Source organism: Massilia sp. BAP21, assembly GCF_057801335.1.
Genome location: NZ_CM173596.1, coordinates 5,018,257 through 5,031,085 on the forward strand (window position 1 = coordinate 5,018,257; position 12,829 = coordinate 5,031,085).

Sequence of the window (12,829 nt, forward strand, 5' to 3'; positions counted from 1 at the left end):
AAACATCATGAAGAATGCCATTCGTCCCGCCCTCGCCGTATTCGCGGTCCTCACCCTGCTGTGCGGCCTGGCCTACCCGCTGGCCGTGACAGGCCTGGCGCAGCTGATCATGCCGCGGCAGGCCAACGGCAGCCTGGTCGAACACGACGGCAAGGTCGTCGGTTCGCAGCTGATCGGCCAGTCGTTTACCTCGCCGCGCTACTTCTGGGGCCGGCCATCGGCCACGGCGCCCGCGCCGAACAATGCCGCCGGTTCTTCGGGCGCCAACCAGGGCCCGAGCAATCCTGCCCTGAAGGAGGCGGTGGCAGGCCGCATCGCCGCCCTGCGTGCAGCCGATCCGAATAATCGCGACGCCATTCCGGTCGACCTGGTCACCGCCTCGGCCAGCGGCCTCGACCCGCACATCAGCCCCGCCGCGGCGCTGTATCAGGTCAACCGGGTAGCCGCCGCGCGCGGTTTCCCGCGCGAGCGCGTGCTGGGCCTGGTCGAAGCGCATACCGAACGGCCCTGGCTGGGGGTGTTCGGCGAGGCGTGGGTCCATGTACTGGCCCTGAACCTGGCACTCGATATGGCAAGTGAGGACCAGATGCCGCATACTCGCTGACATGATCGCAGACATGATGAGCCGACCCGACCCCGACGCCGTGCTGGCCCAGGTGCGCGCGCAGGAAAAACGCGACGCGCGCGGCAGCCTGCGCATCTACGTCGGGGCGTCGGCGGGCGTCGGCAAGACCTGTGCGATGCTGCTCGAGGCGCGCAAGCTGGCGGCAAACGGCGCGGACGTGCTGGCAGGCGTGGTCGAGACCCACGGGCGCCAGGATACCGCCGCCCTGCTCGCCGGCCTCGACCTGCTGCCGGCGCGCAGCCTGCCCTACCGCGGCCGCGACCTCCCCGAGTTCGACCTCGACGCCGCCCTGGCGCGCCGGCCGGCGCTGGTCCTGGTCGACGAACTGGCCCACTCGAACGTGCCCGGCTCGCGCCACCCGAAGCGCTGGCAGGACGTCGAGGAGCTGCTGGCGGCCGGCATCGACGTCTTCACCACCCTGAACGTGCAGCACCTGGAGAGCCTGAACGACGTCGTTGCCGGCATCGCCGGCGTCAAAGTGGCCGAGACCGTGCCCGACAGCGTGTTCGACGGGGCCGACGAAGTCGTGCTGGTCGACGTGCCGGCCGACGAACTGCTGGCGCGCCTGAAGGCCGGCAAGGTCTACCAGGGCGCCCAGGCCGAGCGGGCGTCGAACAACTTCTTCCGCAAGGGGAACCTGATCGCGCTGCGCGAGCTGGCCCTGCGCCGCACGGCCGAGCGCATCGGCGACGACGTGCGCGCCTACCGCGTCGAGCAGGCCATCGCGCCGGTGTGGAAGACCGACGGCGCCCTGCTGGCCTGCGTCGGGCCAAGGGATGGCGCTGAACACGTGGTGCGCAACTGCGCGCGCCTGGCCGGCCAGCTCGATTGCGCCTGGCACGCGGTGTACGTCGAAACGCCTGCATTGCAGCGCTTGCCGGATGCACGGCGCGAAGCCACGCTGGGCGTCCTGAAACTGGCCCAGGAACTGGGCGCGACCACGGCGGTGCTGCCGGACGCCGAGCCGGCCCAGGCGCTGCTGGCCTATGCGCGCGCGCACAACCTGCAACGCCTGGTGCTGGGCCGCCGGCATGGGCAGCGGCTGCGCCTGTCCCGGCCGCTGCACGCCAGGCTGTCGCGGCTCGCGCCCGACATCGACCTGCTCGAAGTCGGCGCCGGCGCGGCCTCCCGGCCGCGCGCCGCACAGGAATCCCCGGGCGCGGCGTCGGCAAACCCGAACCGGCTGCGCTACCTGTGGGCGGGACTCATCGGCCTGGGCGCCGCGCTGCTGTTCTCGCCGCTATCGAACTGGCTGGACCTGGCCAACATCGCCATGCTGTTCCTGCTGGTCGTGCTGCTGGTGGCGGTGCGCTTCGGGCGTGGCCCCTCGGTGCTGGCCACCTGCGTCTGCGTGGCCGGCTTCGACTTTTTCTTCGTCCCGCCGCGCTACAACTTCGCGGTGAGCGACGTGCAGTACCTGATCACCTTCGGCGTGATGCTGGCCGTGGGCCTGATCACCGGCCAGCTGACGGCCGGCCTGCGCTTCCAGGCCCAGGTGGCGCGCCGGCGCGAGGCGCGCGCCCATTCGCTCTACGAATTCGCGCGCGAACTCTCTGGCGCGCTGCAGAACGAGCAGGTGCTGGAGTCGACCCGCGCCACCATCGCCGGCGCCTTCGGTGCGCGCGCCGTGCTGCTGCTGCCGGATGCGGATGGCAAGCTGGTGTCCGGCAACGACGACCTTGCCGGCCTGGACGCCGGCGTCGCCCAATGGGCCTTCGACCACGCCAGCCCGGCCGGCCACGGCACCCACACCTTACCGGGCAGCCCGCTGTTCTATTTGCCACTCAGGGCGCCGATGCGCACCCGCGGCGTGCTGGCCATCGCGCCCGATGGCGGGCGCTGGCTGCCGCTGCCGGAACAGCGCCAGCAGCTCGACACCTATGCGGCACTGGCCGCGATTGCGCTGGAACGCGTGCACTACATCGAGGTGGCCCAGGCCGCGCTGGTGAGCATGGAGTCCGAGCGCCTGCGCAATTCGCTGCTGGCGGCGCTGTCGCACGACTTGCGTACGCCGCTCACCAGCCTGGTCGGTTTGTCCGAATCGCTGCTGCGCACCGAGCCGCCGCTGGCCGCGAACGAACGCGAGACGGCCGCCGCCCTGCACGAGGAAGCACGGCGGCTGGCGACGATGGTCGCCAATTTGCTCGACATGGCACGCATCGAAAGCGGCGCCGTGCGCCTGAACCGGCAATGGCAGGCACTGGAAGAAACCGTGGGCAGCGCGCTGCGTCCGCTGCGCCAGGCGCTGGGCGCGCGCAGCATCCGCACCCGCATTCCGGCGGATTTGCCGTTGCTGCACTTCGACGCCGTGCTGCTGGAACGGGTGCTGTCGAACCTGCTGGAGAATGCGGCAAAATACACGCCCCCTGGCAGCACCATCACGATTGCGGCAAGCGTGCGCGAAGACCGGGTCGAGGTTGGCGTCAGCGACGATGGCCCTGGCCTGCCGCCGGGCCGCGAGGAAGCGCTGTTCGAGAAGTTCGCGCGCGGCCAGCAGGAGTCCGCCATGCCGGGCGTGGGCCTGGGCCTGGCGATCTGCCGCGCCATCGTCGAGGCGCACGGCGGCAGGATCACGGCGGGCCAGGCGCCCGAGGGCGGCGCCATGATCACCTTCTCGCTGCCGCGCGGCACGCCGCCGGCCCTGCCCGACATGCATCAACTGGAGAACGAAGTCCATGAGTGAACCACGCCCCACCGCCCTGCTGGTGGAAGACGAACCGCAGATCCGCCGTTTCGTGCGCGCCGCCCTCGAGCAGGAAGGCTGGCAGGTGCACGAGGCGGGCGAGCTGAAACGCGCCCTGATCGACGCCGGCACGCGCCGCCCGGACCTGGTCGTGCTCGACCTCGGCCTGCCCGACGGCGACGGCGTCGATTTCATCCAGGACGTGCGCAAGTGGTCGGGCATGCCGATCATCGTGCTGTCGGCGCGCGATGCCGAGCAGGCCAAGATCCGCGCACTCGACGCCGGGGCCGACGACTATCTGACCAAGCCCTTCGGCACCGGCGAGCTGCTGGCGCGTATCCGGGCGACCTTGCGCCGCCAGCGCCAGCCGGAAACGGCGGACGCCACCGTGCGCTTCGGCGAGATCGCGGTCGACCTGGTCGAACGTATCGTCACGAAGAACGGCAGCCGCGTGCACCTGACGCCGACGGAGTTCAAACTGCTGTCGACCCTGGTGGCGAATGCGGGCAAGGTGATGACCAATCCGCAATTGCTGCGTGCGGTGTGGGGACCGTCGAACGGAGAGAACGGACACTACCTGCGCGTGTACATGGGCCACCTGCGCCACAAGCTGGAGGACGAGCCGGCCCAGCCGCGGCACCTGATTACCGAGACGGCGGTCGGCTACCGGCTGGTGCTGGTCCCCTGATGCGGCCTGGCGGTTTACAATACGGCCGCAATCAGAACACGAGGCCGTAATGAAAGTATTGAAGGTTCCGTACGCGGAAAAAGACGAAGCCAAGGCGCTGGGCGCGCGCTGGAATCCCACCCGCAAGAGCTGGTATGTGCCGGACGGCGTGGCGGTGGAGCCGTTTGCGAAGTGGCTGGCGGGTGGCGGCGACGCTGGCGGCGAGCCGTCGTCGCGCGATGCACGCGCGGCCAAGCCGGTGGTCGGTTCGAAGTACGTCGAGCTGGCCCACGCCTGCAACCCGTTCGAGGAATGCGCCGAGTGCAGGCCGAAACTGATCGACAGTGGCTGGCTCGAAGCGCATCAAACCTTCCGCAAGATGCTGCAGTCGCTGTAGGGTGGACGGCTATGCCGTCCACGCGTCGATAGTTTGCCGCAAGATCACCCGGCACGAAAAAGCAATCGATAACGATCAACGCGTGGACGGGACACCCGTCCACCCTACTTGACGCGCTGCTTTTCCAGCTTGCGCGCGAGCGTCCTGCGGTGCATCCCGAGCCGCCGCGCCGCCTCGGAGATATTGAAATCCGTCTCCGCCAGCACCGCGTGGATATGCTCCCACTCCAGCGTCTTGATCGACGTCGAGCGGTTCGTTACCTCGACATCCGTGCTCCCCGCCACGTGCCCAAAGGCGGCCTCGATATCGTCGGTATTCGACGGCTTGGCCAGGTACTGGCAGGCCCCCAGCTTGATCGCCTCCACCGCCGTGCCGATGCTGGCAAACCCGGTCAGCACCACGATCAGCATTTCCGGATCGTGCGCATGCAGCATCTGCACGCAAGACAGGCCCGAGGCATTTCCCTTCAATTTGAGGTCGACCACCGCATAGCCCGGGTCGTGCTCGCGCAGGATCACGGCGGCTTCTTCATACCCGGGCGCGTGCAGCACCTTGTAGCCGCGCCGCTCGAACGAGCGCCCGAGCGTGCGCGCAAAGGCTTCGTCGTCCTCGACGATCAACAAGACTGGCGTCTCAGGCATGCTCGCCCTCCCCGGCCAGGCGAATCGCTTCCAGTGGAATCGTCAACTTCACCTCCGCACCACCCTCTTCTCTATTTCTCGCCACCACCGCGCCACCCAGGGTGCGCGCCACGTTCACCACCAGGAACAGGCCCAGGCCGCCCCCCGGGCGCCCCTTGGTGCTCTGGTAGGGCTTGCCGAACTGGGCCAGCACGGACGGAGCGAAGCCCGGCCCGCGGTCGGTGACCACCACGCACAGGTGATCGTCTTCGACGCTCGCACTCATGCCCACCCAGCCGGTCGGCGAGGCTTCCAGCGCATTGTCGAGCAGGTTGTCGACGGTCTGCTTCAGGGCCGAGTCAAAGGCGACCGGCATGTCGTCGACGATGGAGTTCTCGTACACGAACTCCTTCACGGGCCGGCTGTCTTCCCATTCCTCGGCCAGGCCGTCGAGGAAGGTATGGATGGTCGTGCGCACCGCCGACTCGCCGCGCGCCTTGCCGGCCGAGAGCAGGATGCCGCTGACGATCGATTTGCAGCGCTGGAGCTGGGTCTGCATCTCGCCGATTTCTTCCAGCAGGTCCGGGCTGTTGCGGAATTCCGGCATGCGCTTCCAGTCGCCCAGGATCACCGACAGCGTGGCCAGCGGCGTGCCGAGTTCGTGCGCGGCGCCCGAGGCCAGCAGCCCCATGCGCACGATATGGTCTTCTTCGGCCGCGCGCTGGCGCAGTTCCGCCAGCTGGGCCGCCTTGGCCTTCACCGTGCCGCTGATGCGCGACACGAAAATGACCAGCAGCGCCGCGTTCAGCGCAAAGCAGATCAGCATGCCCTGCACGTACAGGCTGGCGATGCCGCGCGCATGGTCGAACGGCAGCGCCAGCGGCTGGGCGTACACGGCCAGCGCGCCGAGGCAGGCGATGGTGATGGCGACGATGGTCCAGGTCGACCAGGCTTCGAGCAGTACGGCCGAGATGATGATCTGCAGCAGGTAGAGGAAGGCGAAGGGATTGGTGGTGCCGCCCGACAGATACAGCTGGACGGTGAGCGTGGCCACGTCCACCAGCAGCGCCATGAACAGTTCGCTGTTGGCCACCGGGCGCCGCTCGTGCCAGCGCAGGTGGCTGGCGATGTTAAAGGCGATCAGGCAGGCCAGCACCTGCAGCATGTGCACCAGCGGCAGGTTGATGTCGAAGACGAGGATCGCGCCGGCGATGGTCGTGACTTGGCCGATGACCGCAATCCAGCGCAGCTCGATGAGCTGCAGCATGTTCTTGTGGCCGGCGGCGTATTCGACGTGGGCTTCTTCGGCAGAAGCGATCGAAGGCGTTATTCTTGTTAGTAGATCAAACTTTACTGCCATTGTTGCGCGACCGAGCGGTCTCTCCTTTACCTAAGCGCGCAATATACCACCACGCGCCGGCAACCATCAAAGCCAATGCATACCAGGTGCCGGCATACACGAGATGGTTGTTCGGGAAGGAGATGACGGTCAGGCCGCCAACGGGCTGGTCGGGCGCGCCAGCGGGCTCTTGCCCCTTGGCCGCGTCGACGAAGTACGGTGCAACATTGGTCAGGCCGCGCGCGGCGGCGATGCCGGCCACGTCGCGCGAGAACCAGCGGTTGCGCGCCGGATCGTTTTCGCGCAGGAAGCCGCCGCCGGGTTCGGCGATGCGCAGCAAACCGGTGAGCGTATGCGGCGCACCGGAAGCGGCGGCGCAGGCATCAGCGGAAGCACGGCGCCCCGGGAAGCGCGCAGCGGTATTGCCGGTGGACGCGATGAAGCCGCGGTTCACCAGAACGATGGAGCCGTCGGTCGTGCAGAAAGGCGTGAGCAGCCAGAAGCCGGCGCCGAGGTCGGACACCGCCTGGACAGGCGTCGTGAATTCGTAGAGGAAGTGCCCGGCCAGACGTACATGCCGGTATTCGTCGTTTTCTTTGGAGACTTGCGCCCAGCGGGAAGCGGCGGGCGGTGGAACGGGAGCCGCGTGCACACGCGACTCCACCCGTTCGATCAGGGCCAGTTTCCATTGCAGGCGTACCACCTGCCAGGTTCCCAGCCCTGCGAACAGCACGATCAGGAGCAGCCCGAGGATCGCGAGGATCGCCCGCGCGGTCTTGCGTGGCGGGGTGGCCGCTACCGGATCGTGCCTCGACATTATTGCATGTCGTGGTTGCCGTGGCCGGTCACGGCCGCGGCGTCGCCCATGCCGGGCATCATGTTGGCGTTCATGTGGTGCATGACCCAGATCGAGCCCGAGAGCACGATCACCAGCAGGACGATGGTGAGGATCAGCGCCATCATGTTCCAGCCGCCTTCCGACTTCGAGTTCATGTGCAGGAAGTAAACCATGTGCACGATGAGCTGGACGCCGGCGAAGCCGAGGATGACGAACTTGGTGGTCGACGGATCGAGCACGTTGCCCATCACCAGCCAGAACGGGATGACGGTCAGGATCACGGCCAGCACGAAGCCGGTCGTGTAGTCCTTCAGGCTGTAATGCACGCCAGGCGCGTCGCCGTGGGTGTGGCCGTGCAGCGCGTCATGGCCATGGTCGTGGTGTTGGTTGCTCATGGCAGCACTCCCATCAGGTAGACAAAGGTGAAGACGAAGATCCAGACGACGTCCAGGAAGTGCCAGAACAGCGACAGGCACGACAGGCGGCGCATGTTCTCGACGTTCAGGCCGTGCTTGGCCAGCTGGAACATCAGGACGACCAGCCACACGATACCGAACAGCACGTGCAGGCCGTGGGTGCCGACCAGCGAGAAGAACGCGGTCAGGAAGCCGCTGCGCGACGGGCCGGCGCCCTGGTGGATCAGGTGGTAGAACTCATAGATCTCCAGCGCCAGGAAGCAGGCGCCCAGGATGCCGGTGATGCCCAGCCAGAGCTGCGCCTTGGCCAGCTTTTTCGCCTGGGCTGAGATCATCGCGAAGCCGAAGGTGATCGACGACACCAGCAGGAAGCCGGTATTGATCGCCACCAGCGGCAGGTCGAACAGCTCGGCGCCCGACGGGCCGCCCGCGAAGTTACGGCCCAGCACTGCATAGGCCGCGAAGAGCGATGCGAACAGCAGGCAGTCGCTCATCAGGTAGATCCAGAAACCGAGCAAAGTGCCCTGTTCCGGGTGATGCTCGCGCACGTGGTATTCGCGCACGGCATTGGCGCCGCCAGCGGCGCCTGGGAAGGTTGCGTTGGTGTTAGACATGGGCTTCCAGCAGTTTAGTACGCTCATTCTCGGTACGGGTCACTTCTTCGGCCGAGATGTAGTAGTCACGCTTGTAGTTGAAGGTATGGACGACGATCGCCACCATCATCGCGATGAACGCGAGGCCGGTCAGCAGCCACATGTGCCAGATGATGGCGAAGCCGATCACCATGGCGATGGCCGAGATCACGAAGCCAGCCCAGGTGTTCTTCGGCATGTGGATCGCCACGTAGTCCTTCAGCGGACGCTTCCAGCCGGCTTTCTTCATGTCGGCGAAGGTGTCGTTGTCGTACACCACCGGGGTGAAGGCGAAGTTGTAGTCTGGCGGTGGCGACGAGGTCGACCATTCCAGGGTACGGCCATCCCATGGGTCGCCGGTGACGTCACGCAGCTTCTTGCGGTTTTTCCAGGTCATGAAGAACTGCATCAGCAGCGCGCCGATACCGCCGGCAATCATCAGGGTACCCACGAACGAGATCTGGAACAGCCATTGCAGTTCAGGATCTTCGAAGTGGCTCATGCGGCGGGTGACGCCCATGAAGCCCAGGATGTACGGTGGCGTGAACGCAACCCAGAAACCGATCGACCAGAGCCAGAACGAGATCTTGCCCCAGAATTCGTCGAGCTTGTAGCCGAAGGCTTTCGGGAACCAGTAGTTGATACCTGCGAACAGACCGAACACCACGCCGCCGATGATGACGTTGTGGAAGTGGGCGATCAGGAACAGCGAGTTGTGCAGCACGAAGTCGGCCGCAGGGATCGCCAGCATCACGCCGGTCATGCCGCCGATGGTGAAGGTCAGCATGAACGAAATCGTCCACATCATCGGCAGTTCGAAGCGGATACGGCCGCGGTACATCGTGAACAGCCAGTTGAAGATCTTCGCGCCCGTCGGGATCGAGATGATCATCGTCGTGATACCGAAGAACGAGTTGACGCTCGCGCCGCTACCCATGGTGAAGAAGTGGTGCAGCCAGACCAGGTAGGACAGGACCATGATGACGCAGGTCGCGTACACCATCGAGGTGTAGCCGAACAGGCGCTTGCCCGAGAAGGTCGAGACGACTTCCGAGAAGATACCAAAGGCCGGCAGGATCAGGATGTAGACCTCAGGGTGGCCCCAGATCCAGATCAGGTTCACGTACAGCATGGCGTTGCCGCCGCGGTCGTTCGTGAAGAAGGCGGTGTCGAACAGGCGGTCCATGCCCAGCATGGCCAGGGTCGCGGTCAGGATCGGGAAGGTGACCACGATCAGGATGTTGGTGCACAGCGAAGTCCAGGTGAAGACTGGCATCTTCATCATGTCCATGCCTGGCGCGCGCATCTTGACGATGGTGACGATCAGGTTAACGCCGGACAGCAAGGTACCTACCCCGGCCACCTGCAGCGCCCAGATATAGTAGTCGACCCCGACGCCCGGACTGGCCAGGATGCCCGACAGCGGCGGATAGGCCAGCCAGCCGGTACGCGCGAATTCGCCGACGAACAGCGAAGCCATCACCAGCACCGCGCCCATGGCCGTCATCCAGAACGAGAAGTTGTTCAGGAACGGGAAGGCCACGTCGCGCGCGCCGATCTGCAGCGGCACCACGTAGTTCATCAGGCCCGTCACCAGCGGCATCGCCACGAAGAAGATCATGATCACGCCGTGGGCGGTGAAGACCTGGTCGTAGTGGTGCGGTGGCAGGAAGCCGGCGTTCTCGCCAAAGGACATGGCTTGTTGTGCGCGCATCATGAGTGCGTCGGCGAAGCCGCGCAGCAGCATGACGAGGCCGAGCACCATGTACATGATGCCGATTTTCTTGTGGTCGATGCTGGTGAACCAGTCGTTCCACAGTTTGCCCCACAGGCGGAAGTAGGTGATCAGGCCGAGAAGGGCCGCACCACCGACGAGCACGCCTGCGAAGGTAGCGATCAGGATCGGCTCATGGAAGGGAATCGCATCCCAGCTGAGCCGTCCGAAGATAAGCTTCGTCAAGTCAAAAGAGTCTTGCATGGTTACTTCTTCACAGAATTGGTAGGGGTTTCGCAGACTTCCGTCGTCGCACCCAGCGCCGCATTCGCGGCGACCTGGCGGCGTGTTTCGGCCGGCAGGTTCTTCAGGGCGACGTCATTGCGCAGGCGGGTCATGTCGGAAGCCATCTGGTGGTTCGCGCAGACGGCGCCTTCGGCGACGCAGCGGTTCAGGATGGCGTTGAACAGGGCCGGCTGCACGCTGCCGTAGTGACGGACCGGCTCTTTTTCCGACGGTTTTTCCAGCGTCAGGTACTCGGCGCGGCCCAGGGTGTTGCCGCTGGCCTTGGCCTTGGCGACCCAGGCGTCGAAGTCGGTCGCCGACACGCCGCGGTAAGCGAAGTGCATGTGCGAGAAACCGTCGCCGCTGAAGTTGGCCGAGAGACCCTTGTAGTCGCCGGCCTTGTTGATCACCGCGTTCAGGGTGGTCTCCATGCCAGGCATCGTGTAGATCATGCCGGCCAAGGTCGGGATGTAGAAGGTATTCATCACGGTCGACGAGGTCATCTTGAAGCGGATCGGGGTGTCGATCGGCGTGACGAGCTCATTGACGGTGGCGATGCCCTGCTCCGGATAGATGAACAGCCATTTCCAGTCCAGCGACACGACCTGCACTTCGAGCACCTTGTGTTCGGCCGTGATCGGACGGTTGGCGTCGATGCGGTCGAGCGGACGATACGGGTCGAGCTTGTGGGTGCTGATCCAGGTGATCAGGCCCAGCGCGATGATGATGAGCAGGGGCGCGCCCCAGATCACCAGTTCGAGCTTGGTCGAGTGGTCCCAGTCGGGCTCGTAGCGTGCGTTGGCGCCCTTGCGATACTTCCAGGCGAAAACCACGGTCAGGATCATCACCGGAATGATGATGATCAACATGAGCAGAACCGATACGGTGATCAGGTCTGCCTGCTGCTTTGCAATGTCGCCGGCTGGATTCATCACCACCGTGTTGCAGCCGGACAGCACCGCAAGCAGGAGGAGTGAAAGTCCGGGACGGACTATTTTAGGAATCATGCTAGGTATCTAACGTTACATGGGAATGAGAACATGCTACTGTAATGCCATCGGCCTTCGTTGCACATTGGACGTTTTGTCCCACCCTTGCCCAGGCCAGGGGGATTCTTGAGGGCCATTGACTTACCTGGAGACCCATTTATGCAAAGCTCGCACAGCTCGACGACGTACGGCGGCGCAGGCGCCGCTCCCGTCACCGCGCCACACAGTGGCGCCCGTAACATCAATGCCCGGGATGCGCACATCTCGCCCGGTGAAATAGCTGTGGGTGTGGTCATTGGCCGCGCCTCCGAATATTTCGATTTCTTCGTGTATGCCATCGCCTCGGTGCTGGTTTTTCCAGCAGTTTTCTTCCCCTGGGCAGATCGGCTCGAAGGCACACTCTACTCGTTTACGATTTTTGCGTTCGCATTTATCGCGCGCCCCCTCGGCACCGTGATCTTCATGGCCATCCAGCAGCGCTTCAGTAGGGAAATAAAACTCACGATTGCCCTGTTCCTGCTCGGGACGGCAACCGTGACCATTTCTTTCCTGCCAACCTATGCCCAGATCGGCACAACGTCCATCGTGCTGCTGGCACTGATGCGCATCGCCCAGGGCGTGGCCCAGGGCGGCTCCTGGGACGGCCTGCCGTCGCTGCTCGCGCTGAACGCGCCCGAGCACAAGCGCGGCTGGTACGCCATGCTCGGCCAATTGGCCGCGCCGCTCGGCTTCCTGATCGCCGCCGGCCTGTTCGCCTACCTGCTCGATAACCTGCAGACCGACGACTTCCTGGTCTGGGGCTGGCGCTTCCCGTTCTTCGTGGCCTTTGCGATCAACGTGGTCGCCCTGTTCGCCCGTCTGCGCCTGGTATCGACCACCGAGTATTCGCACCTGCTCGACTCGCACGAACTCGACCCGGCCCCGGTCGGCGAACTCGTGTCGAAACAGGGTTCGAACATCGTCATCGGCGCCCTGGCCGCCCTGGCCAGCTACGCGCTGTTCCACCTGGTCACCGTGTTCCCGCTGTCCTGGATCCAGCTGTACGACACCCGCCCGGTCAGCGGCTTCCTCTACCTGCAGATGTGGGGCGCGGCGATTGCCGCCGTCTGCATCCTGATTTCCGGCCTGGTGGCCGACAAGGTCGGCCGCCGCACCACGCTCGGCACCATGGCGGCGCTGATCGCGATCTTCTCGGCCTTCGTGCCGATGCTGATCGACGGCGGCGAAGCCGGCCAGAACGCCTTTATCCTGATCGGCTTCGCCCTGCTCGGCCTCTCGTACGGCCAGGCTGCCGGCGCCGTGACCTCGAACCTGCAGAAGCGCTTCCGCTACACCGGCGCCGCGCTGACCTCGGACCTGGCCTGGCTGGTCGGCGCCGCGTTCGCACCGCTGGTCGCTCTGGGCCTGTCGGCGCACTTCGGCCTGGGCTATGTGAGCCTGTACCTGCTGTCTGGCGCCGTGGGTTCGCTGGCGGCGCTGTCGCTGAACCGCAAGCTCGAGATCAAGACCGACGGCGAATGATCGAACGAGAATGAAACGTCCGGCCCGGTGCAGGCGCATCGGGCTGTCGATTCCGGCGGGCTGCGGCTCGCCGGAATTTTTTTTGCCTGCCGTGGTCCAAGGC

At 65.4% G+C, this 12,829-nt stretch carries 12 protein-coding genes; 5 read left to right on the top strand and 7 right to left on the bottom strand.

Annotated elements, in window-relative coordinates:
• The first annotated feature begins 7 nt into the window (after window positions 1-7).
• From kdpC to ACWYRN_RS22090, 4 genes are read left to right on the top strand one after another with little or no spacing between them, the layout of a single operon-like run.
• Complete coding sequence (kdpC, locus tag ACWYRN_RS22075; RefSeq protein ID WP_488689867.1) at window positions 8-604, top strand: potassium-transporting ATPase subunit KdpC; 597 nt, start codon at window positions 8-10, stop codon at window positions 602-604.
• 1 nt (window position 605) lies between these two features.
• Window positions 606-3,308 carry a DUF4118 domain-containing protein gene (locus ACWYRN_RS22080; protein WP_488689869.1) on the top strand — a complete coding sequence of 901 codons (2,703 nt, stop codon included), beginning with the start codon at window positions 606-608 and terminating at the stop codon, window positions 3,306-3,308.
• Window positions 3,301-3,996: a two-component system response regulator KdpE gene (kdpE, locus tag ACWYRN_RS22085; RefSeq protein ID WP_488689870.1), complete on the top strand. Its 696-nt coding sequence runs from the start codon at window positions 3,301-3,303 to the stop codon at window positions 3,994-3,996. Before ACWYRN_RS22080 ends, kdpE begins: the two co-directional genes overlap by 8 nt.
• A gap of 49 nt (window positions 3,997-4,045) precedes the next feature.
• Window positions 4,046-4,372 (top strand): DUF5710 domain-containing protein, encoded by a 327-nt coding sequence (locus ACWYRN_RS22090; RefSeq protein ID WP_488689871.1) that lies wholly within the window; start codon window positions 4,046-4,048, stop codon window positions 4,370-4,372.
• Window positions 4,373-4,476: 104 nt separating this feature from the next.
• Here the strand turns inward: ACWYRN_RS22090 and ACWYRN_RS22095 are convergent, their stop codons facing one another.
• The 7 genes from ACWYRN_RS22095 to cyoA are packed head-to-tail and all read right to left on the bottom strand — an operon-like array spanning window position 4,477 to window position 11,223.
• Entirely contained in the window at window positions 4,477-5,013 is a 537-nt protein-coding gene (locus ACWYRN_RS22095; RefSeq protein ID WP_488689872.1) for a response regulator transcription factor, read from the bottom strand.
• Window positions 5,006-6,352, bottom strand: coding sequence for an ATP-binding protein (locus ACWYRN_RS22100; RefSeq protein WP_488689873.1), 1,347 nt, complete (start codon window positions 6,350-6,352; stop codon window positions 5,006-5,008). The genes ACWYRN_RS22095 and ACWYRN_RS22100 overlap by 8 nt, the downstream gene beginning before the upstream one ends.
• A complete protein-coding gene (locus tag ACWYRN_RS22105) occupies window positions 6,336-7,148 on the bottom strand; it encodes an SURF1 family protein (RefSeq protein ID WP_488689875.1) in 813 nt (270 codons plus the stop codon). The genes ACWYRN_RS22100 and ACWYRN_RS22105 overlap by 17 nt, the downstream gene beginning before the upstream one ends.
• A complete protein-coding gene (gene cyoD / locus ACWYRN_RS22110) occupies window positions 7,148-7,564 on the bottom strand; it encodes a cytochrome o ubiquinol oxidase subunit IV (protein ID WP_488689877.1) in 417 nt (138 codons plus the stop codon). The genes ACWYRN_RS22105 and cyoD overlap by 1 nt, the downstream gene beginning before the upstream one ends.
• Window positions 7,561-8,199, bottom strand: coding sequence for a cytochrome o ubiquinol oxidase subunit III (gene cyoC, locus ACWYRN_RS22115; RefSeq protein ID WP_488689879.1), 639 nt, complete (start codon window positions 8,197-8,199; stop codon window positions 7,561-7,563). The genes cyoD and cyoC overlap by 4 nt, the downstream gene beginning before the upstream one ends.
• Window positions 8,192-10,195 carry a cytochrome o ubiquinol oxidase subunit I gene (cyoB, locus tag ACWYRN_RS22120; protein ID WP_488689881.1) on the bottom strand — a complete coding sequence of 668 codons (2,004 nt, stop codon included), beginning with the start codon at window positions 10,193-10,195 and terminating at the stop codon, window positions 8,192-8,194. The genes cyoC and cyoB overlap by 8 nt, the downstream gene beginning before the upstream one ends.
• Before the next feature lie 2 nt (window positions 10,196-10,197).
• Window positions 10,198-11,223 carry a ubiquinol oxidase subunit II gene (gene cyoA / locus ACWYRN_RS22125; RefSeq protein ID WP_488689883.1) on the bottom strand — a complete coding sequence of 342 codons (1,026 nt, stop codon included), beginning with the start codon at window positions 11,221-11,223 and terminating at the stop codon, window positions 10,198-10,200.
• A 141-nt stretch (window positions 11,224-11,364) separates the two neighbouring features.
• On the opposite strand from cyoA, the gene ACWYRN_RS22130 reads away from it, so the two are divergent.
• Window positions 11,365-12,726, top strand: coding sequence for an MFS transporter (locus ACWYRN_RS22130; protein WP_488689885.1), 1,362 nt, complete (start codon window positions 11,365-11,367; stop codon window positions 12,724-12,726).
• Window positions 12,727-12,829: the final 103 nt, after the last annotated feature.

What these genes read in the sequence shown, in the direction of transcription:
- ACWYRN_RS22100 (WP_488689873.1), bottom strand. Translation starts at nt 6,352, where the DNA reads ATGGCAGTAAAGTTTGATCTACTAACAAGAATAACGCCTTCGATCGCT.
- ACWYRN_RS22130 (WP_488689885.1), top strand. Translation starts at nt 11,365, where the DNA reads ATGCAAAGCTCGCACAGCTCGACGACGTACGGCGGCGCAGGCGCCGCT.
- cyoB (WP_488689881.1), bottom strand. Translation starts at nt 10,195, where the DNA reads ATGCAAGACTCTTTTGACTTGACGAAGCTTATCTTCGGACGGCTCAGC.
- ACWYRN_RS22105 (WP_488689875.1), bottom strand. Translation starts at nt 7,148, where the DNA reads ATGTCGAGGCACGATCCGGTAGCGGCCACCCCGCCACGCAAGACCGCG.
- ACWYRN_RS22095 (WP_488689872.1), bottom strand. Translation starts at nt 5,013, where the DNA reads ATGCCTGAGACGCCAGTCTTGTTGATCGTCGAGGACGACGAAGCCTTT.
- cyoC (WP_488689879.1), bottom strand. Translation starts at nt 8,199, where the DNA reads ATGTCTAACACCAACGCAACCTTCCCAGGCGCCGCTGGCGGCGCCAAT.
- cyoA (WP_488689883.1), bottom strand. Translation starts at nt 11,223, where the DNA reads ATGATTCCTAAAATAGTCCGTCCCGGACTTTCACTCCTCCTGCTTGCG.
- ACWYRN_RS22080 (WP_488689869.1), top strand. Translation starts at nt 606, where the DNA reads ATGATCGCAGACATGATGAGCCGACCCGACCCCGACGCCGTGCTGGCC.
- kdpE (WP_488689870.1), top strand. Translation starts at nt 3,301, where the DNA reads ATGAGTGAACCACGCCCCACCGCCCTGCTGGTGGAAGACGAACCGCAG.
- ACWYRN_RS22090 (WP_488689871.1), top strand. Translation starts at nt 4,046, where the DNA reads ATGAAAGTATTGAAGGTTCCGTACGCGGAAAAAGACGAAGCCAAGGCG.
- cyoD (WP_488689877.1), bottom strand. Translation starts at nt 7,564, where the DNA reads ATGAGCAACCAACACCACGACCATGGCCATGACGCGCTGCACGGCCAC.
- kdpC (WP_488689867.1), top strand. Translation starts at nt 8, where the DNA reads ATGAAGAATGCCATTCGTCCCGCCCTCGCCGTATTCGCGGTCCTCACC.